The organism is Nocardioides sp. BE266, from assembly GCF_031457855.1.
Taxonomy (GTDB): domain Bacteria; phylum Actinomycetota; class Actinomycetes; order Propionibacteriales; family Nocardioidaceae; genus Nocardioides.
Genome location: NZ_JAURTI010000005.1, coordinates 1 through 19,368 on the forward strand (window position 1 = coordinate 1; position 19,368 = coordinate 19,368).

Below are 19,368 nucleotides of genomic sequence, written 5' to 3' on the forward strand. Positions count from 1 at the left end.
AACGGCAGGTGCGCGGCTGACACCATGGCGCGGTCATGAAGTTCGCAGTCCGCTCCCGTCCAGCCTTCGCCCTGCCGGGCGTGCACGGCCCCGCCGCGCCCGAGCGGGCGTGCCTCCCGGAACGGCAGGTGCGCGGCTGACACCATGGCGCGGTCATGAAGTTCGCAGTCCGCTCCCGTCCAGCCTTCGCCCTGCCGGGCGTGCACGGCCCCGCCCGGATCCACCGGCGTACGGCCAGCGTCCTCGGCCGACTGACCGTCGGTGACATCGCCGTCATCGACCACCTCGACATGGACCGCGACACCGCCCAGTCCTTGGTGGACGCCGGCGTGGTGGCCGTGGTCAACGCCGGACCGATGATCTCCGGGCGCTACCCCAACCTCGGTCCCGAGCGGCTCGTCGAGGCGGGCGTGCTCGTCGTCGACAACGCCGGCGTCGAGGTGTTCGACCGGCTCAAGGACGGCACTGAGCTCCGCATCGACGGGGGAGCGGTCTACGCCGGCGAGGACCTCGTCGCCCCGGCCCGCGAGCTCACAGAGGAGCTCGTGCGCGCGGAGATGGGCCAGGCCCGCACCGGGCTGGCGGCCCAGCTGGAGAGCTTCACCCACAACACGACCGAGTTCCTCCGCCGCGAGCAGGACCTGCTCCTGCACGGCCACGGCGTCCCGCAGACGTCCACCGAGATGGCGGGTCGCCCGGTGGTCGTGGCGGTCCGCTCGCACGGGTGGGAGGACGAGCTGCGCGGCATCAAGCCGTTCGTGCGCGAGCAGCGACCGGTGATGATCGGCGTCGACCGCGGCGCCGACGCCTTGGCCAGCGCCGGCCACCAGCCCGACGTGGTGGTCGTCACCGGCGGCACCGAGGACCTGCCCGCCGCGGCGGTGCTCCGCAAGGCCCGCGACGTGATCGTGCTCGTCGAGCGCGGCACCCCACGCAGCGCCACGGAGCACTTCGAGCGGATCGGGGTGCGCGCGCTGCGCTTCGAGACCACCGCCACGACTGAGGACGCCGCCCTCCTGCTGGCCTCTGCCCGCGACGCCGCACTCATCGTCGGCGTCGGCATGCACGCCACCCTGAACGAGTTCCTGGACCGCCGTCGCGCCGGGCTGGCGAGCACGTTCCTGACCCGCCTCAAGCTGGGCCCCGACCTCGTGGACGCTGCAGCCCTCCCGAGGCTGTACGACGGCGCCGTCCGGCCCCGGCACCTGCTGGGCGCCGTCCTGGCGGGCGTGCTCGCCGTCGCCGCCGCCGTGAGCGTTACGCCGGTGGGCCAGCAGTGGGTCGACGACGCGTCGCCGGCCGTCTCCCGCACCACCTCAGACCTGATCGACAACGTACGAGGACTTCTCCCGTGATCACCCTGCGTCACCACGTGCTCACCATCGTCGCCGTGTTCCTGGCCCTCGCGGCCGGGATCGTGCTCGGCGGCGGACCGCTCTCCGACGTCGGCGCGACCGTCGCGACGTCGGGCGACGACAGGGCCGCGGAGCCCGCCGGCGACAGCCCGCAGGCGGCCTACAACGAGTCGTTCCTGACCGCGGTCGAGCCGACGCTGCTCAACGGTCGCCTCACCGACCGGTCGGTCGCGATCGTCACCGTCCCCGGCGCCGACGAGCGCGAGGTGTCGGCCATCGCCGACGGCATCGACGCCGCCGGAGGCAAGGTCAGCGCCCGCTACTCGCTCGCCGAGGACCTCGTGGACCCGAGCCAGAAGTCGCTCGTCGACACCCTCGGCAGCCAGCTCCTCACCCAGCAGTCCGCGGACGCCGTGTCGGCGGAGGCGTCGACGTACGACCGGATCGGGCAGCTCCTCGGCCTCGCGGTCGCGAGCAAGGTCGCCGAGGGCGAGGACGTCAACGGCAAGGCCCGCGCGATCGTCGACGCGATCAGCGGCGCCGGGCTGATGGCGAAGCCGGACAAGGTCGACCAGCGCTCGCCGCTCGTGCTCCTGGTGCTGGGCACCGACGCGGACGACGAGGGGTCCGACGCGATCCTGGCCGGCCTGGCCGAGGGCCTCGCGGCGCAGGCCACCGGCCTCGTCGTCGCGGGCACCACCGCCGACGGTGCCTCGGGGCAGCTCGGGCGCTTCCGCTCGGACCCGGCCGCGGCCGCCGTCGCCAGCGTGGACGGCATCGACACGCCCGCCGGTCGGGTCGCCACGATCGTCGCCCTGCAGCGTGCACTGGGCACCCAGGGCGGATCCTTCGGTGCGTCGGGTTCGGACGGACCCGTTCCCGTCGGGTAGGATCGAAGCCCGTGAAGAGCCGCACGCCGACCAAGCACGTATTCGTCACTGGAGGCGTCGCCTCCTCCCTCGGCAAGGGGCTCACCGCCTCCAGCCTGGGCAACCTGCTCAAGGCGCGCGGGCTGCGCGTCACGATGCAGAAGCTCGACCCGTACCTCAACGTGGACCCGGGGACGATGAACCCGTTCCAGCACGGTGAGGTCTTCGTGACCAACGACGGGGCCGAGACCGACCTCGACATCGGGCACTACGAGCGGTTCCTCGACACCGACCTCAACCAGATCGCCAACGTGACGACCGGGCAGGTCTACTCCACGGTCATCGCCAAGGAGCGTCGCGGCGACTACCTCGGCGACACCGTCCAGGTCATCCCGCACATCACCAACGAGATCAAGGACCGCATCCTCGCGATGGGCGGCCCGGACTTCGACGTGGTGATCACCGAGATCGGTGGCACGGTCGGCGACATCGAGTCGCTGCCGTTCCTCGAGGCGGCCCGCCAGACGCGGCACGAGATCGGCCGCGACAACTGCTTCTTCATCCACGTCTCGCTGGTGCCCTTCATCGGCCCTTCCGGTGAGCTGAAGACCAAGCCGACCCAGCACTCCGTCGCGGCGCTGCGCTCGATCGGCATCCAGCCCGACGCGATCGTGTGCCGGGCCGACCGGGAGCTGCCCGAGGGCATCAAGCGCAAGATCGCGCTGATGTGCGACGTCGACGACGACGCGGTGGTCACCGCCGCCGACGCGCCGTCGATCTACGACATCCCGAAGGTGCTGCACCGCGAGGGGCTCGACGCCTATGTCGTACGCCGCCTGGACCTGCCGTTCCGCGACGTCGACTGGACCAACTGGGACGACCTGCTCCGCCGCGTCCACCACCCCGCGGAGGAGGTCACCGTCGCACTGGTCGGCAAGTACATCGACCTTCCCGATGCCTACCTCTCCCCGGCCGAGGCGCTGCGCGCGGGCGGCTTCGCCCACGAGGCCAAGGTCAACATCCGCTGGGTCGCCTCCGACGAGTGCGAGACCGAGGCGGGCGCGGCCAAGCACCTGGCCGACGTCGACGCGGTGCTGGTCCCCGGAGGCTTCGGGGTGCGCGGCATCGAGGGCAAGCTCGGCGCCCTGCGCTACACCCGCACGCACGGCATCCCGACGCTCGGGCTCTGCCTGGGCCTGCAGTGCATGGTCATCGAGTACGCCCGCAACGTCGCCGGCCTCGGCAAGGCCGGCTCGACGGAGTTCGACCCCGACACGGTCGAACCGGTGATCTCCACGATCGAGGAGCAGAAGAAGTTCGTGGAGGGGGCCGGCGACCTCGGCGGCACGATGCGCCTGGGCCTGCAGAAGGCCGAGCTGGCCGAGGGGAGCGTCGTGCGCGCCGCCTACGGCGCCGACACGATCGAGGAGCGGCACCGCCACCGCTACGAGTTCAACGACGCCTACCGCGAGACCCTCGCGGAGGCCGGCCTGGTGTTCTCGGGGATCAACCCCGAGCTCGGCCTGGTCGAGTTCGTCGAGCTGCCGGTCGAGGTGCACCCCTACTACGTCGCCACCCAGGCCCACCCCGAGCTGCGCTCGCGCCCGACGCGCCCGCACCCGCTCTTCGCCGGCCTGATCGGGGCAGCCATCGAGCGCCAGCGCTCCGAGCGCTTCCCGATCGACGAGTCGGGCCTGCGCCGCAAGGACGAGTCGGAGGACTGAGCCTCAGCGGTCGTGCGCCGTCGTCGCGACGCGCTCCCCGCGTAGCGGCGACAGCACCACCACGAGGCAGGCGACGGCGAAGGCCACCGTGACGCCCACGAGGGTGCCGCGGTAGCCGACGACGGACGCGAGCACGCCACCCAGCAGCGCTCCGACGACGGCGATCGACCGGTTGGCGGAACGACGCGTGGCGTTGACCCGTCCGAGCACGTCACGTGGCGTGAGGGACTGCCAGTAGCCCATCTCGTTGGGGTCCTCGAGGCCCATCGCGAGGCCGTAGAGCAGCAACGCCCCGCAGACGTACGACGCTGCTGCCGCGCCGCCGAGGTCGGGGGTCAGCGCGACCGCGAGCCACGCCACGGTGCACATCGCCCGGCCGATGATCACGGCGTCACCCTCGCCGATCCGCCGACCGAGCGCGGGCGCGCACACCGCACCGACGAAGCCACCGACGCCCGCGGCCGCCAGCACGAAGCCGTAGGCCGTCGCGCCGAGGTCGAGCCCGCGCAGGACGAACAGGCCGAGCACGGTGGTGGCGATGCTGTTGGCGAGGAACCACGTGTGCGTCGAGATCGCGAGCGGCGCCAGGATCGGGTGCCGGTAGATGAAGGCGAGACCCGTGGCGATGTCGCGACGCAGGTGCGGCCGCCCGGTCGGCGCCGGCGGCGGCTCGTCGTGCGGGATCCTGAGGACCAGGACCGCCGTGACCAGGCGGGCGAGGGCACCGGTGACCAGCGCTGCCGAGGCGCCCAGCCCGGCCAGGAAGGCGCCTGCGAGCGGCGGACCCGCGGACTGGGAGACCGTCATCGCCTGGCCGAGGCGCGCGTTGGCCGCGACGAGCTCGTCGCGGGGCACCAGGTCGGGGAGGTAGGACTGCTCGGCGGCCGCGGCGAAGACCGCGCCGATGCCGGCCGCCAGGAGCACGCCCGCCACCGCCCAGACCGTGAGCGCGTCCAGCCACCACAGCAGCGGCAGGAGCAGCAGCAGCGCGCCCTGGGCGAGGTTGGCGACGACCAGCGTGGGCCGGCGCCGCCAGCGGTCGACGTACGCACCGGCGACGAGGCCGATCAGCAGGTAGGGGAGGTACTGCGAGGCACGCACCACGCCGACCCCGACCTCGCTGGCGTCGAGGCCCCGGATGACCAGGACGTCGACGGCCAGCGAGGTGAAGGACAGGCCGAGGAAACCGACGGTCGTCGCGAACCAGTAGGTGCGGAACGCGGGCGACCGCAGGGGCTCTGCCATTCGGGTTGCGACGCCGGGGTCAGAGCTGGCGCGCCTGCAGGATCCGGCTGAGCACGAACGAGTTGGAGCGGAGATGGTTGCGGGCGTAGGCCATCAGGGTCTCGTCGTCGGCGGCCTGCTCGGCCGCGGCGAGGAACGCCGCGTCGCCGGCACCGAGCGGGTACATCGCGCGGATGGTGAGGCCCTGGTTGAGCAGGCCGCCCTTGAGCGTGTGCAGCTCGTCGAGGTAGCGGTGCGTGAACGGCGCGAGCAGCTCGGCCTGGCCCGGGCGCCAGAACGTCGAGCCGAGCACGAGGGTCTCCCGGCTCGCCGGCACGGCGTAGTCGACGAAGAACGCGCGCCAGACCTCCTCCTTGGCCTCCACGTCGGGGTGGGCGGCCAGCACGGCCAGGCGCCGCATCCCGGCGTCGGGGTCGGGGTCGGCCTCCAGCAGGGCCTTGACCCGGCCCTCGTCGTAGTCACCGAGCTCCGAACGCCGTACGGCGATGCGCCAGGCCAGGTCGAGGTCGGTCGCCTGTGCGGCCGCCTCCTCCAGGACGGTCCAGTGCGCGTCGGTGGAGGCGGAGGAGGCCAGCGTGCGCAGTGCTGCCTGCCGGGCGTCCGGGAGGTCGACCAGGCCGGTGGCGGCGTCGGCGAGCGCGAGCAGCAGCCCGGGCGACTCGGCGGCCGGCGCCCACCGGTCGGCGACCTGGAGGGCCTGGCCGAGGAACGGCTCGATCAGCGCAGGGCTGGTCTCGGTGGTCAGTGCCCGCGTGAGCGCGGCCGAGACGTCGCGCGGGGCGACGTCTCCGAGCAGCAGGAGCTGGCCGGCCGTGGCCGCGACGAGGGCGCGGTCGAGCGGGTCGGTGAGCTGCTGGACCCGCTGCAGCATCTGCTCCAGCGAGGTGGGGTCGGGCTTGACCGCGGCGAAGGTGTAGTCGCCGGCGTTGACGAGGCGGAGGTCGCCGGCGGGCAGCTCGACGGTGGTCCGCTGGCCGCCCACCTCGTGGGAGGACCGGCCGGCGGGCGCGAGGTCGTCGCCGGAGGTGTCGAAGACCGCGATGTCGAGGCGGTGGGGGCGGGGCTCCTGACCGTCGGTGGTCTCGACGACGAGCTCGTCGCCCACGAGCGAGATGACGTCGGTGCCGGACTCGTCGAGCCACGCCTTCGTCCAGGCCGACAGGTCACGGCCCGAGGCGCGGGAGTAGCAGTCCATCAGGTCGTCGAGACGGGTGTTGGAGAAGGCGTACCGGCTGAAGTAGTCGCGCAGGCCCTCCACGAAGGCGTCCTCGCCGATGTAGGCCACCAGCTGGTGGAGCACGCTCTGGCCCTTGACGTAGGTGATCGCGTCGAAGTTCGACATCGCCGCCGACACGTCGGGGACGTCGCTGCGGATGGGGTGGCGGGCCGGGCTCATGTCCATCTCGTAGGCGGTGCGCTTGGAGGCAGCGAGGAAGGTGGCCCACTGGTCGGTGAACTCGCTCGCGCCGGCCAGGCCCCAGTTGGCCGCCCACGAGGCGAACGCCTCGTTGAGCCACAGGTCGTCCCACCACTGCATCGTCACGAGGTCGCCGAACCACATGTGGGCCATCTCGTGGAAGATGAACTCGGCGCGCAGGCCGCGCTGGGCGTGGGTCGGGGGAGTGCGGAACAGCTGGCCGTCGCCGTAGGTCACGCAGCCCCAGTTCTCCATCGCGCCGCCGAGGTTGGGCACGAAGACCTGGTCGTAGCGCTCCTGCGGGAACGGGCAGTCGAAACGCTCGCCGAAGAACGCGAGGCCCTGCCGGGTGAGGGTGACGAGCTCGTCGAGGTCGCGCTCGAGCACGGCCACCAGCGACTGCCGGCAGTAGAACCCGAGGTCGTGGCCGTCGTGCTGGCGGCGCACCTCGTGGAACGGACCTGCGTTGACCACGACGACGTACGTCGACAGGCGGGGCGTGTCGGGGAAGGTCCAGACGCGGGCGTCGTCGGACTCGGCGTCCACGATCGACTCCGGCGCGCCGTTGGAGGTCACGAGCCACGACGACGGCGCGGTGACGGTGAACCGGTGCGGCGCCTTGAGGTCGGGCTGGTCGAAGCAGGCCCAGACGCGGCGGGCCTCGTCGGGCTCGAGGCTGGTCCAGACGTAGACGAGCTTGTCGGTGGGGTCGACGGTGCGCAGGATGCCCTCGCCGCTGCCCGTGTTGGTGGTGCTGGCCTCCACGACGAGCACGTTGACCTCGGCGAGCGGGGGCAGCGGGAGGCGGCCGTCCGCGGCCGCGGAGACGTCGACCTCGACGCCGTTGAGCGTCGCGCGCGCGACGTCCATCGCCACGTCGACGAAGGTCGTGGCGCCGGGCTCGGTGCAGGTGAAGGTGATCGTGCTGACCGACGACCAGGTCTCGCCCTCGAGCAGCCCGGTCATGTCGACCGCGATGTCGTAGCGCTGCACCTCGAGGAGGTCGGACCGGGTGGCTGCTTCGTGCCTGGTGAGGGTCGACAACGTCATACGGGTGACCGTACTCACCCTGTCCATCCGCGCTACCGTGCGGGGCATGTCACACCCGTCAGGAGAACCTCCCGTCGAACCGCTCGCCGACCGGCCGATGTCCTGGCCGGTGGTGGCGAGCCGTGACCTGCACCGGGACGACTGGGTGGTGGCGCTGCGCGAGGACACCATCACGCGTCCGGGCCATCCTGAGGAGTTCGACCGGATCAGCCTCGAGCACCCGGGCGCGGTGATCGTGCTCGCCGTCGACGACGAGGAGCGGGTGATGTGCCTGCGCCAGTACCGCCACACCAGCGGCCACGAGTTCGTCGAATTGCCGGCCGGGCTGCGCGACGCCGGTGACGAGCCGGCCGTCGAGACCGCGAAGCGCGAGCTGCGGGAGGAGGTCGAGCTCGACGCCGCAGACTGGCGGCTGCTGCTGAGCACCTACTCCAGCGCGGGCATCACCGACGAGGTCCACGACATCTTCCTGGCGCGCGGGCTCACGCACGCGCCCCGCGGGGATTTCGAGATGAAGCACGAGGAGGCGGAGATGGAGCGCTTCTGGGTGCCCTTCGAGGAGCTGCTCGACGCGGTGCTCGACGGGCGCGTGCGCGAGGGACCGCTGGCGCAGGCCGTGCTGGCGTACGCCGTGCTGAGGAGCCGGGGCACCCTGGACGCCGGCTGAGCCCGCCCGGGAGTAGTGTCGTCCCGCTGTGAGGCGGCCCACACCGTGGTGGGCGCCCGGACCCCGGAGGAGCAAGGCATGAAGGTCGGCGTACCCAAGGAAGTCAAGAACCGCGAGTACCGCGTGGCCCTGACCCCCATCGGTGTGCACGAGCTGGTCCAGCACGGACACGAGGTCTACGTGCAGAAGACCGCCGGCGAGGGCTCGCTGATCCCCGACGAGGAGTACGTCGCCGCGGGCGCGACCATGCTCGACACGGCCGACGACGTGTGGGGCACCGCCGACATGATCCTCAAGGTCAAGGAGCCGGTCGCCGAGGAGTACGGCCGGATGCGCGCGGGCCAGACCCTCTTCACCTACCTCCACCTCGCCGCCGACAAGCCGCTGACCGAGGAGCTGATCAACCGCAAGGTCACCGGCATCGCCTACGAGACCGTACAGCTGCCCTCGGGCGGGCTGCCGCTGCTCTACCCGATGTCGGAGGTCGCGGGCTGCCTCGCGCCCCAGGTCGGGGCGTACTCGCTGATGAAGGCCAACGGTGGCCGCGGCGTCCTGATGGGCGGCGTCGGCGGGGTGGCCAACGCCAAGGTCGTCATCATCGGCGCCGGCGTCTCCGGCCAGAACGCGGCCAACATCGCGCTCGGCATGGGCGCCGACGTGACGCTGCTCGACACCGACCTGGACAAGCTGCGGATGTCGTTCTGGCGCTACAACAACCGGGTCCACGGCCTCGCGTCGTCCAAGCTCGCCATCGAGCAGCAGGTGATGGAGGCCGACATGGTCATCGGCGCCGTGCTGATCCCCGGCGCGGCCGCGCCGAAGCTGGTCAGCAACGACCTCGTCTCGCGGATGAAGCCCGGCTCGGTGCTCGTCGACATCGCGATCGACCAGGGCGGCTGCTTCGAGGACTCGCACGCGACCACCCACGACGACCCGACCTACGCGGTGCACGACTCGGTGTTCTACTGCGTGGCCAACATGCCCGGCGCGGTGCCGAACACGTCGACGTACGCCCTCACCAACGCGACGCTGCCCTACGCCGTCGCGCTGGCCGACAAGGGGTGGCAGCAGGCGCTGCGCGACGACCGCAGCCTCGCGCTCGGTCTCAACACCCACGCCGGCCAGCTCACCAACGGCCCCGTCGGCGCTGCGGTCGGCATCGAGTCGGTGGGACTGGACAGCATCCTGAGGTGAGGGGCTGTTGACTGGTGGGGTGACGCTGCGCCGCGCTCTTCGCACCTATCTCGACCACCTGGCGGTCGAGCGCGGCCTGGCCGCCAACACGCTGAGCTCCTACCGGCGTGACCTGGCGCGCTACGACGAGTTCCTCACCCGTCAGGGCATCGAGGACCTGGACGCGGTCACCGAGGCGACGGTGGCCGCGTTCCTCGTCGACCTGCGGGAGGGCAGCGAGGGGCACCCGCCCCTGAGCGCGACGTCGGCGGCACGCACCGTGGTCGCGGTGCGAGGCTTCCACAAGTTCGCGGTCTCCGACGGCCTCGCCGCCGCCGACCCGGCGGCCGCGGTGAAGCCGCCGACGCCGGCCAAGCGGCTGCCCAAGGCGCTGCCGCTCTCCGACGTGGAGGCGATCCTCGAGGCGGCGGGTGCGCCGGACACGGTGCTGGCGCTGCGCGACCGTGCCCTGCTCGAGCTGCTCTACGGCACCGGCGCCCGCATCTCCGAGGCGGTCGGGCTCGACATCGACGACCTCGACACCGTCGACGGCACGGTGCTGCTGCGCGGCAAGGGCGGCAAGGAGCGCCTGGTGCCGGTGGGCACCTATGCCCGCGAGGCGGTCGGCGCCTACCTCACCCGCGCGCGTCCCGAGCTCGTCGGCTCCGGCCGCGGCGGGCCGGCGATGTTCCTCAACTCGCGCGGCGGGCGGCTCTCCCGGCAGAGCGCGTGGGCGGTGCTGGTGAAGGCGGCCGAGCGGGCCGGTGTGACGGCCTCGGTGTCGCCGCACACCCTGCGGCACTCCTTCGCCACCCACCTGCTCGACGGCGGGGCGGACGTCCGCGTGGTCCAGGAGCTGCTCGGGCACGCCTCGGTCACCACCACGCAGGTCTACACGCTCGTCACGGTCGACAACCTGCGCGAGGTCTTCGCCACCGCCCACCCGCGAGCGCGCGAATGACGATCCGCCTCGAGCTCCTCGGCCCGCCCGCCTGGGACGGGACGCCGATCGTGGGAGCCCGGCTGCACGCACTGCTCGCCGCACTCGTGCTCGAGCCTCGCGGCCTGTCCGTCGCCCAGCTCGTCGAGCAGATCTGGGAGGACGAGCCGCCGGCCACGCCCGGCAAGGCGCTCCAGGTGATCGTCTCGCGGGTGCGCTCCGCGACCGCGCCGCACGCGGTCGACCTCACCGAGACCGGCTACCGCCTCGGGCTGGACCCCGACGAGGTCGACGTGCTCGCGCTGGGCCTGCGGGTGTCCCACGCCCGCGAGTCGCTCCTGGCGGGCGACGCCGTTGCCGCGGCGGAGCAGGCGCAGTCGGCGCGCAGCTGGCCCGTGCCCGCCGCGGACGCCGCCACCGGTCCGCTCGCCCGGCTCCGCGACCTGGCGGGCCGCACCTTCGACGCGGCCGACGACCTGCTGGGCCGCGCGCTGGCGCGGCAGGGGCGGCACGCGGAGGCGCTCCCGCTGCTCGAGGCGGCCGCCGCCCGCTGGGCCGACGACGCCGGCGTCCTGGCCGACCTGCTGCGCACCATGGCGGCCCTCGGCGGTCCCGCCGTCGCGCTCAGCCGCTACGAGGCCTACCGGCTCGACCTGGCCGAGCGTCTCGGCGTCGACCCGGCACCTGAGCTGCAGCGCCTGCACCGCGAGCTGCTGGCTGCCGACGACCCCGTGCGCACCGGCGTGAGGTACGACGGCGCAGGGCTGCTCGGCCGCGAGCAGGACCTGGCCCGGCTCCGGTCGGCCATGGCGGCCTCGCGCCTGGTGACCGTGCTCGGCCCCGGCGGCATCGGGAAGACCAGCATTGCGCAGGTGCTCGCGCGGGAGTCGAGCCTCGCGCGGGTGCACGTGGTGGAGCTGGTCGGCGTCGGTGCGGGCGACGACGTGGTCGTGGCCGTCGGCGCCGCCCTCGGCGTGCGCGGCTCGGTGACGGCCCGCACCGCGCTCACGCCCGCCCAGCAGGCCGACGTACGCGGCCGACTCGCTCAGGAGCTCGATGCCGGGCCCACGCTCCTCGTGCTCGACAACTGCGAGCACGTGCTCGAGCCCGTGGCGGCCCTCGTGGCCTTCCTGCTCGCCACCACGCGTGACCTCCAGGTGCTCGCGACGAGCCGGGCACCGCTGCGGCTGGCCGCGGAGCGAGCCGTGCCGCTCAGCCAGCTCTCGACCGTCGACGCCGTGGAGCTGTTCGTGCAGCGAGCATCGGCCACCCGGCCCGACGCGGTCCTCGAGCCGGAGCTGGTGCGCGCGGTGGTCGACCGGCTCGACGGGTTGCCGCTGGCCGTGGAGCTCGCGGCCGCGCGGGTCCGCACGATGACCGTGACCGAGGTGGCTGCCGCGCTCGACGACCGGTTCGCCACGCTGCGCAGCCGCGACCGGAGCACCCCCGACCGGCACCGCACCCTCGAGGCCGTGATCGGCTGGTCGTGGGACCTGCTGACCCCCGACGAGCAGCGCGCGCTGGCCTGGCTGTCGGTCTTCCAGGACGGCGTCGACCGGGCGACCGCGGTGTCGGTGCTGGGACCCGACGGTTCCGACCTCGTGGACGAGCTCGCCGAGCAGTCGCTGCTGGTGATCTCCGAGGACGGCGGCACGTCCCGCTTCCGGGCGCTCGAGACGATCCGCGAGTACGCCGCTGCGCAGCTCGCCCGCAGCGGTGAGGCCGAGGAGGCGACCCAGGCCCAGCGCCGCTGGGCCCAGCAGCTTGCCGACCGGTCGCTGGACCTCGTGCTGTCGGAGGACCAGGCCCGCCTCGTCGACGTACTGGTGCGCGAGCAGAACAACCTCACCGACGTGCTGCGGCACGCGCTGGCCACCGGCGACCGTGAGCTCGTCGTGAGGCTGGTGTCGCTCCTGGGCGGCCTCTGGACCATCACCGGCGACCAGCCGCGCATCTTCGCGATCTGCGACGCGGCCGCCGAGCTGCTCGCCGGCTGGGAGGTGCCGGACGGCCTGCACGGCCACGCCCAGGACGCAGCGGGCGTGCTGATGGTCCACATGAGCTGGATGCCGGGAGCCGACCTCGGCGGGCTCCGCGGCCTGCTGCTCCAGGGCGACACGCCCACCGGGGCATGGGGTCTCGTCGCGCACACGGTCTACGTCGACGACGGTCCCGTCGCGCCGCGGCTCGCCGAGGTGGCGGCGCACGAGACCCGGCCGGCGATGGCCGGTGCCCTGCTGCTCTGGGCGGCGATCGTCTCGGAGAACGACGGCGACATCGATGCCGCCCGCACCTATGCCGAGGAGGCGCTCGAGGGCCCGCTCCCGCCGTACCTCCACGCCTCCTTGCACGCCGAGCTCAGCCAGCTGGCGATGGCGGTGGGCGAGCACGAGCGGGCCGCTGAGCACGCCGCGGTCGCGTGGCCGGTGCTGGAGCGGATCCACTCGTTGACCGACGCCTACAGCCTGCAGGTCGCGACAGCCATCTCGCCCCTGCTCGACGGCCGGGTGGAGGAGGCCGAGGCGCTGTTGGAGACGTTCGGCCCGCCGGACGGCGACACCGCGCAGATGGGGGCCCGCCTGACCTGGTACGCCGCCCAGGCGGAGCTGGCCCTGGCCAAGGGCGACTACGAGGAGGCCCTCGGTCGCTACGACGCGGTCGTCGGGCTGGTCACCGACGTCGAGGGCGGACCGGCGACGTCGCCCTGGCTCGCCCTGGCGGCGTCGGCGGCGCTGGTCGCCCGCGTCCGGCACGGTAGCTTGGGCCCGGATCCGCGGGCCGACGAGCTCCGCGACGTCGTCGCGGGCGACAGCAGGCTGACGCCCGAGGGCACGCTGTGGTTCACCGACCTGCCCCTGAACGGCGTTCTCCTGGTGGCGTTGGCCGCCTGGGTGCTGCGCCACGGCCCAGCGGAGGAGCACGACGAGGCCGTCCACCTGCTCGCGGTCGCGCACCGGTGGGCCTACAACCGCAGCATCCCGGTGATGGCCTGGGAGCCGCTGGTCGCCCTCGCCGACACGGTCGCGCCCGGGCGGGTCGGCCGTCTCGTGGACGAGCTGGCCGACCGCCCGGGCCCCGAGCTGCTGCCGGGTGCTGCCGCCGCGGTCGAGCGGCTGCGGCAGCGGTGGGTCACATCTTCCGGTTGAAGGCCCGCACCGAGAGCGGCGCGAAGATCGCGATCACGACCGCGCAGCCGAGGAGCGCCCAGCCGACGTTGCCGGTGACCGCGCCGTCGTTGGCGAGGTCGCGGATCGCGGTGATGACCAGCGAGACCGGGTTGACCTCGGCGAAGGCCCGCAGCGGGCCGGGCATCGTGTCGGTCGGCACGAAGGCGTTGGACAGGAAGGTCAGCGGGAACATCACCAGCAGCGAGATGCCCTGCACGGCCTGGGCGTTGCGCCCGAGGATGCCGAAGTAGGTGAAGATCCACGCCAGCGACCAGCCCGCGAGCATCGCGAGCAGGACAGCGCCGGCCACGCCGATCACGCCACCACCGGGGCGGTAGCCGATCGCGATGCCGACGGCGAAGGTGAGCACGGAGGCGATGAAGTAGCGCAGCAGGTCGGCGACCATCGGGCCGGCCAGGGGCGCGATCCGGGCGATCGGCAGCACCTTGAAGCGGTCGAAGACGCCGGTGTCCATGTCGGTGCGCAGCTGGACGCCGGTCGCGACACACGCGGTGAGCACGGTCTGGCCGATCAGGCCGGTGATGATCAGCGGCAGATAGCTCTTGACGTCGCCGGAGACCGCGCCGCCGAAGATGTAGGCGAACATGCCGGTGAAGATCAGCGGCTGGATGGTGACGTCGAACATCACCTCCATGCTGCGCCGCATCTTCATGGTCGCGCGCCACGCGAGGGTGAGGGTCTGGCTCACGGTGTCGGCGAGGCTGACCCTCGGCGGGATGACGATGTCGGCGGGGTCGGTCACGGTCAGAGTGCTCATCGGGAGGCCTCCATCAGCTCGGGATCGTCGGTGCCGGCGGTCTCGTCGGACGCCGGCTGGTCCTGGGTGTGGTCCTGGGTGTCGTGCCCGGTCAGGGCCAGGAAGACCTCGTCGAGCGAGGGCTTCTGGACGGTGACGGACTCGATGGCGACGCCGCGGTCGCGCAGCGCGACCAGGACGTCGATGGACTGGTCGGTGCGGGTCAGCGGGACATTGACGCGGCGGGCCTCGGGGGAGGGCACGGCCTCCTCGCCGATGAGGCGGCGCACCTCGTCGGCCACGGTCTGCAGGTCGGCCGGGTCGGCGACCTGGAGCTGGAGCGTGGACTGGCCGACCGAGGACTTCAGCTGGTCGGCGGTGCCCTCGGCGACCTTGCGGCCGCGGTCGATGACCGCGATCCGGTCGGCGAGCTGGTCGGCCTCGTCGAGGTATTGCGTGGTGAGCAGCACCGTGCAGCCCGAGCGCACCAGGTCGCGGATCGTCTCCCACATCTGGCCGCGGGTGCGCGGGTCCAGGCCGGTGGTCGGCTCGTCGAGGAAGATCAGCGGCGGGCGGGTGAGCAGGCTGGCCGCGAGGTCGAGTCGCCGGCGCATGCCGCCGGAGAAGGCGGAGATCGGCTTGGTGGCCGCCTCGGTGAGGTCGAACTGCTCGAGCAGCTCGGCACCGCGGCTGCGGGCGTTGGTGCGCGACATGCCCTGGAGCCGGGCGAAGAGCCAGAGGTTCTCGGTGGCAGTCAGGTTCTCGTCGACGGAGGCGTACTGCCCGGTGACACCGAGGAGGCGTCGTACGGCGTGGGGCTCGACGCGGACGTCGTGGCCGAAGATCTCGGCCTGGCCCGCGTCGATGTGCAGCAGGGTCGCGAGCATCCGGAGCATCGTGGTCTTGCCGGCGCCGTTGGGGCCGAGCACGCCGTAGACCTCGCCGCGGTGCACCTCGAGGTCGATCCCGTCGACGGCGCGCTGGTCGCCGAACTGCTTGACGAGGCCGGTGGCGCGGACGGCGAGCTCCCGGTCGGAGTGGTTGTCTGTGGTCATGACGGCAAGCCTGCGGCCGCCCGGTTTCACGGTGGTTGCGCGGCGCCTTCAGCGCTGAAACCCGCGGATGGTTGGATCGACGCATGCCCGACCGCGCCGCACGCCTCGACACCCGCGTGCCGGCCGGCGCCGACCCCGATGCGGTGTACGACGCCTACACGGCGTGGGTCACCGACCAGGGCCTCGAGCTCTACCCGCACCAGGACGAAGCGGTCATCGAGCTGCTCGGCGGCAACCACGTCATCCTCGCCACGCCGACCGGCTCCGGGAAGTCGATGGTCGCCATCGGCGCGCACGTCGCGGCGCTGGCCCGCGACGAGGTCAGCTTCTACACCGCGCCCATCAAGGCGCTGGTGAGCGAGAAGTTCTTCGCCCTGATCGAGATCTTCGGCGCCGACAACGTCGGCATGCTGACCGGCGACGCCGCGGTCAACCCGGACGCCCCGATCATCTGCTGCACCGCCGAGGTGCTGGCCAACATCGCGCTGCGCGAGGGCCGGGGTGCCGACGTCGGGCTCGTGGTGATGGACGAGTTCCACTTCTACGCAGAGCACGACCGGGGCTGGGCGTGGCAGGTGCCGCTGCTGGAGCTGGTCGACGCGCAGTTCCTCCTGATGTCGGCCACCCTCGGCGATGTCTCCTTCTTCGTCGACGACCTCAAGCGGCGCACCGGGCGCGACACCGCGGTCGTCGACGACGCCGAGCGCCCGGTCCCGCTGAGCTTCCGCTGGTCGATGGACCCGCTCGACGACACGCTGGAGGAGCTGGTCACGACCGGCCAGGACCCGGTCTACGTCGTCCACTTCACCCAGGCGGCCGCGGTCGAGCACGCCACCAACCTGCTCCGGCACCCGCCGAAGAAGGTCGACAAGGAGGCGATCGCCGAGCGCATCGGGGCCTTCCGCTTCGGGGCCGGCTTCGGCAAGACCCTGTCGCGGCTGGTCCGCAACGGGATCGGCGTACACCACGCGGGGATGCTGCCGAAGTACCGCCGGCTCGTGGAGACGCTCGCCCAAGCGGGCCTGCTGCGGATCATCTGCGGCACCGACACCCTCGGCGTGGGCATCAACGTGCCGATCCGCACCGTGCTGTTCACCGGGCTGGCCAAGTTCGACGGCAACCGGCAGCGGGTGCTCCGGACGCGGGAGTTCCAGCAGATCGCCGGCCGGGCCGGCAGGGCGGGCTACGACACGGCCGGCTACGTCGTCGTACAGGCGCCGGAGCACGTGATCGAGAACGAGCAGGCCAAGGCGAAGGCCGCGGCGCGGGTCGCGGCGGGCAAGAAGAAGTCCAAGGCGCAGCTCAAGAAGCCGGCCGAGGGCACGGTCGTGTGGACCGAGCAGACCTTCGACAAGCTGGTCGCGGGCGTGCCCGAGCGGCTGACCAGCCGGATGAAGGTCGACAACGCGATGCTGGTCAACGTCGTCTCGCGCGAGGAGGACGCGTTCCCGGTGCTGCGGCGGCTGCTGACCGACAACCACGAGGAGCGGCGCGGGCAGCTGCGCCTCGCTCGTCGGGCGCTTCGGCTGTCGCGGTCGCTGGTGCGCACCGGGATCGTGACCCGGCTGCCGGAGCTCGACGCGTCCGGCCGGCGCTACGTCCTCAGCGCCGACGTGCCCGACGACTTCGCGCTCAACCAGCCGCTCGCCCACTTCGCACTCGCGGCCTTCGACGTGCTCGACCCGGAGGCGGAGACCTACGGGCTCGACGTCGTGTCCGTCGTCGAGGCGGTGCTCGAGGCGCCGCGCCAGATCCTGATGGCGCAGCAGCACGCCGCGCGTGGCGACGCGATCGGCGAGATGAAGGCAGACGGCCTGGAGTACGACGAGCGGATGGCGCTGCTGGAAGAGATCACCTGGCCGCAGCCGCTGCGCGAGCTCCTCGAGGCCCTCTACGAGACCTATCGCCAGACCCATCCCTGGCTCCCCGAGGACGCGCTCGGACCGAAGTCGGTCGTGCGGGAGATGTGGGAGAAGGGGATGGGCTTCACCGACTTCGTCGGCCGCTACCAGCTCGCCCGCTCCGAGGGCCTCGTCCTGCGCTACCTCACCGACGCCTACCGGACGCTGCGCCAGACCGTCCCCGAGGCGCACCGCGCGCCCGAGGTCGAGGACGTCATCGAGTGGTTGGGGGAGACCGTCCGGCAGACCGACTCCTCGCTGCTCGACGAGTGGGAGGCGCTGTCGGACCCCGACCACGCGTCGTCGGCCGTGGCGCACCACGAGCCGCCCCCGCCGCCGCGCCCGCTCTCGCGGCAGGAGCGCCCGTTCCGGGTGATGCTGCGCAACGCGATGTGGGCACGCGTGGAGGCGTTCGCCCGCGACGACCTCGACACGCTCGTACGTCTCGAGCGGGCGGCCGCCGACCGCTCCGACCCGCCGCGTGAGGTCGTCGTCGGCCGGTCGGTCTGGGACACCGCGCTGGAGGACTACTACGGCGAGCACGACTCGGTGCTCACCGACGGCGACGCGCGAGGCCCCGACCTGCTGGTGGTGGGGGAGGAGCGCACCGGTGAGCCGGTCGGCGTCGAGGAGGGCACGACCGCGCGCGTCCGCGACGTACGCCAGACCATCCACGACCCCGAGGGCCACCACGACTGGGTCATCGAGGCGGTCGTCGACTGCGACGCGACCGACGAGGCGGGAGAGCTCGTGCTCGCCACGCGGGTGGTGCGCCGACTCTGAGCGCGTCGCGGGCCGGCGGGCGCTCAGACGCCCATCACCTCGACGACGGCGCGGACCACGTCCTCGACCGCCCCCGAGACGTCGAACACCTCGCCCGCCTCGTCCGCCCCGAGCGGCTCGAGCGTGTCGAGCTGCGACTGGAGCAGCGAGGGCGGCATGAAGTGCTCGCGCGACTCCATCCGCTGGCGGAGCACCTCGAACGGCGCGTTGAGGTGCACGAAGAAGACCGAGCCCTCCGGCACACCCGCGCGCAGCATCTCGCGGTAGGAGCGCTTGAGGGCGGAGCAAGTGAGCACGCTGGAGACGCCGTCGACGTGGTGGAAGGCCAGCAGCCGTCCCAGCACCTCCAGCCACGGTCGGCGGTCGTCGTCGTCGAGCGGGGTCCCGGCGGACATCTTGGCGATGTTCGCGGGTGGGTGGAGACTGTCGCCCTCGATGAAGCGCCAGCCCAGGTGGTGGGCGAGCGCGCTCGCGACCGTGGTCTTCCCGGTGCCCGAGACCCCCATCACCACCAGGTGACGCGGTGCACCTAGGGGTCCCTCACGGCGGTCGGACGCGGGGATAGTCTGCTCGGCGTGTCGACCGCCCACAGCACCGTGCTCGCCGAGCTTGGCCCCCGGATCGTCCGGGGTGACCTGCCCGTGGGCACCGTGATCACCCTGGAGTGGCTCGGGGAGGCCTACGGTGTCTCCCGCACCGTCGCCCGTGAGGTGGTGCAGGTGCTGGTGTCGATGGGCCTGGTGGAGAGCCGACGCCGCACCGGCGTGCGGATCCTGCCCCGCGAGGAGTGGGACGACTTCGACCCCGCCGTGATCCGGTGGCGGCTCGACGGCGCCGACCGGGTGGCGCACCTCCACCAGCTGGCCCAGCTGCGCGCCGCCGTCGAGCCGGCGTCGGCCGCCCTCGCGGCCGTGCATGCCGACGAGACGCAGCGGTCCGAGATCGTGCGGATCGCCGAGGAGATGGAGGACTCCGGCGCGGCCGGCGACCTCCGCGCGTTCCTCGAGCAGGACATCGCGTTCCACCGGCTGCTGCTGCGCGCCTCGGGCAACGTGATGTTCTCCCGGCTCGGCGGTGTGGTGGAGGAAGTGCTGCGCGGACGCACCGACCACGACCTGATGCCTCCCGAGCCCAAGCGGGAGGCGCGTCGGCTCCACCAGGTCGTGGCGGACGCGGTCGCAGGGGGTGAGGCCGAGGTGGCGCGCTTCGCGATGACCGCGATCTGTGCCGAAGTGGTCTCCGACCTCGGCCACGCCCCCTGACCT

Annotated in this window: 14 protein-coding genes; 9 read left to right on the forward strand and 5 right to left on the reverse strand. The window is 72.6% G+C overall.

Annotation, left to right across the window (positions count from 1 at the left end; genetic code table 11):
* The first annotated feature begins 155 nt into the window (after positions 1-155).
* The 3 genes from steA to J2X46_RS15520 are packed head-to-tail and all read left to right on the forward strand — an operon-like array spanning position 156 to position 3,948.
* The gene (gene steA / locus J2X46_RS15510; RefSeq protein WP_310252098.1) at positions 156-1,355 is read left to right on the forward strand and encodes a putative cytokinetic ring protein SteA; all 1,200 of its coding nucleotides are present in this window, start codon (positions 156-158) and stop codon (positions 1,353-1,355) included.
* Positions 1,352-2,245, forward strand: coding sequence for a copper transporter (locus J2X46_RS15515; RefSeq protein WP_310252100.1), 894 nt, complete (start codon positions 1,352-1,354; stop codon positions 2,243-2,245). Before steA ends, J2X46_RS15515 begins: the two co-directional genes overlap by 4 nt.
* A gap of 11 nt (positions 2,246-2,256) precedes the next feature.
* The gene (locus J2X46_RS15520) at positions 2,257-3,948 is read left to right on the forward strand and encodes a CTP synthase (RefSeq protein ID WP_310252102.1); all 1,692 of its coding nucleotides are present in this window, start codon (positions 2,257-2,259) and stop codon (positions 3,946-3,948) included.
* A gap of 3 nt (positions 3,949-3,951) precedes the next feature.
* Here the strand turns inward: J2X46_RS15520 and J2X46_RS15525 are convergent, their stop codons facing one another.
* Positions 3,952-5,193, reverse strand: a complete 1,242-nt coding sequence (locus J2X46_RS15525) for an MFS transporter (RefSeq protein ID WP_310252104.1) — start codon at positions 5,191-5,193, stop codon at positions 3,952-3,954.
* Between the two features lie 19 nt (positions 5,194-5,212).
* Positions 5,213-7,660: an aminopeptidase N gene (gene pepN / locus J2X46_RS15530; RefSeq protein ID WP_310252107.1), complete on the reverse strand. Its 2,448-nt coding sequence runs from the start codon at positions 7,658-7,660 to the stop codon at positions 5,213-5,215.
* Between the two features lie 46 nt (positions 7,661-7,706).
* Between pepN and J2X46_RS15535 the strand changes: the two genes are divergently transcribed.
* From J2X46_RS15535 to J2X46_RS15550, 4 genes are all read left to right on the forward strand, one after another.
* Complete coding sequence (locus J2X46_RS15535) at positions 7,707-8,327, forward strand: NUDIX hydrolase (RefSeq protein WP_310252109.1); 621 nt, start codon at positions 7,707-7,709, stop codon at positions 8,325-8,327.
* Positions 8,328-8,405: 78 nt separating this feature from the next.
* Positions 8,406-9,521 carry an alanine dehydrogenase gene (ald, locus tag J2X46_RS15540; RefSeq protein WP_310252111.1) on the forward strand — a complete coding sequence of 372 codons (1,116 nt, stop codon included), beginning with the start codon at positions 8,406-8,408 and terminating at the stop codon, positions 9,519-9,521.
* Between the two features lie 19 nt (positions 9,522-9,540).
* Positions 9,541-10,461, forward strand: a complete 921-nt coding sequence (gene xerD / locus J2X46_RS15545; RefSeq protein ID WP_310252113.1) for a site-specific tyrosine recombinase XerD — start codon at positions 9,541-9,543, stop codon at positions 10,459-10,461.
* Complete coding sequence (locus tag J2X46_RS15550) at positions 10,458-13,586, forward strand: BTAD domain-containing putative transcriptional regulator (protein WP_310252114.1); 3,129 nt, start codon at positions 10,458-10,460, stop codon at positions 13,584-13,586. The genes xerD and J2X46_RS15550 overlap by 4 nt, the downstream gene beginning before the upstream one ends.
* Here the strand turns inward: J2X46_RS15550 and J2X46_RS15555 are convergent.
* Both J2X46_RS15555 and J2X46_RS15560 read right to left on the reverse strand, forming a co-directional pair.
* Positions 13,570-14,385 (reverse strand): ABC transporter permease, encoded by an 816-nt coding sequence (locus tag J2X46_RS15555; RefSeq protein ID WP_310252116.1) that lies wholly within the window; start codon positions 14,383-14,385, stop codon positions 13,570-13,572. The two genes, J2X46_RS15550 and J2X46_RS15555, sit on opposite strands and share 17 nt — an antisense overlap.
* Positions 14,382-15,419 carry an ATP-binding cassette domain-containing protein gene (locus tag J2X46_RS15560; protein WP_310252118.1) on the reverse strand — a complete coding sequence of 346 codons (1,038 nt, stop codon included), beginning with the start codon at positions 15,417-15,419 and terminating at the stop codon, positions 14,382-14,384. Before J2X46_RS15560 ends, J2X46_RS15555 begins: the two co-directional genes overlap by 4 nt.
* Positions 15,420-15,502: 83 nt before the next feature.
* Here J2X46_RS15560 and J2X46_RS15565 point away from each other — a divergent pair, with 83 nt between their 5' ends.
* Positions 15,503-18,103, forward strand: coding sequence for a DUF3516 domain-containing protein (locus tag J2X46_RS15565; protein ID WP_310252120.1), 2,601 nt, complete (start codon positions 15,503-15,505; stop codon positions 18,101-18,103).
* A gap of 23 nt (positions 18,104-18,126) precedes the next feature.
* On the opposite strand, the gene J2X46_RS15570 is transcribed toward J2X46_RS15565, so the two are convergent.
* Positions 18,127-18,609 carry a gluconokinase gene (locus J2X46_RS15570; protein WP_310252122.1) on the reverse strand — a complete coding sequence of 161 codons (483 nt, stop codon included), beginning with the start codon at positions 18,607-18,609 and terminating at the stop codon, positions 18,127-18,129.
* Between the two features lie 69 nt (positions 18,610-18,678).
* On the opposite strand from J2X46_RS15570, the gene J2X46_RS15575 reads away from it, so the two are divergent.
* Positions 18,679-19,365, forward strand: a complete 687-nt coding sequence (locus J2X46_RS15575; protein WP_310252123.1) for an FCD domain-containing protein — start codon at positions 18,679-18,681, stop codon at positions 19,363-19,365.
* Positions 19,366-19,368: the final 3 nt, after the last annotated feature.

Bases quoted from the DNA above. Each gene is read 5' to 3' on its own strand.
- steA (WP_310252098.1), top strand. From the start codon at position 156: ATGAAGTTCGCAGTCCGCTCCCGTCCAGCCTTCGCCCTGCCGGGCGTG.
- J2X46_RS15525 (WP_310252104.1), bottom strand. From the start codon at position 5,193: ATGGCAGAGCCCCTGCGGTCGCCCGCGTTCCGCACCTACTGGTTCGCG.
- pepN (WP_310252107.1), bottom strand. From the start codon at position 7,660: ATGACGTTGTCGACCCTCACCAGGCACGAAGCAGCCACCCGGTCCGAC.
- J2X46_RS15535 (WP_310252109.1), top strand. From the start codon at position 7,707: ATGTCACACCCGTCAGGAGAACCTCCCGTCGAACCGCTCGCCGACCGG.
- ald (WP_310252111.1), top strand. From the start codon at position 8,406: ATGAAGGTCGGCGTACCCAAGGAAGTCAAGAACCGCGAGTACCGCGTG.
- J2X46_RS15550 (WP_310252114.1), top strand. From the start codon at position 10,458: ATGACGATCCGCCTCGAGCTCCTCGGCCCGCCCGCCTGGGACGGGACG.
- J2X46_RS15555 (WP_310252116.1), bottom strand. From the start codon at position 14,385: ATGAGCACTCTGACCGTGACCGACCCCGCCGACATCGTCATCCCGCCG.
- J2X46_RS15560 (WP_310252118.1), bottom strand. From the start codon at position 15,419: ATGACCACAGACAACCACTCCGACCGGGAGCTCGCCGTCCGCGCCACC.
- J2X46_RS15565 (WP_310252120.1), top strand. From the start codon at position 15,503: ATGCCCGACCGCGCCGCACGCCTCGACACCCGCGTGCCGGCCGGCGCC.
- J2X46_RS15570 (WP_310252122.1), bottom strand. From the start codon at position 18,609: ATGGGGGTCTCGGGCACCGGGAAGACCACGGTCGCGAGCGCGCTCGCC.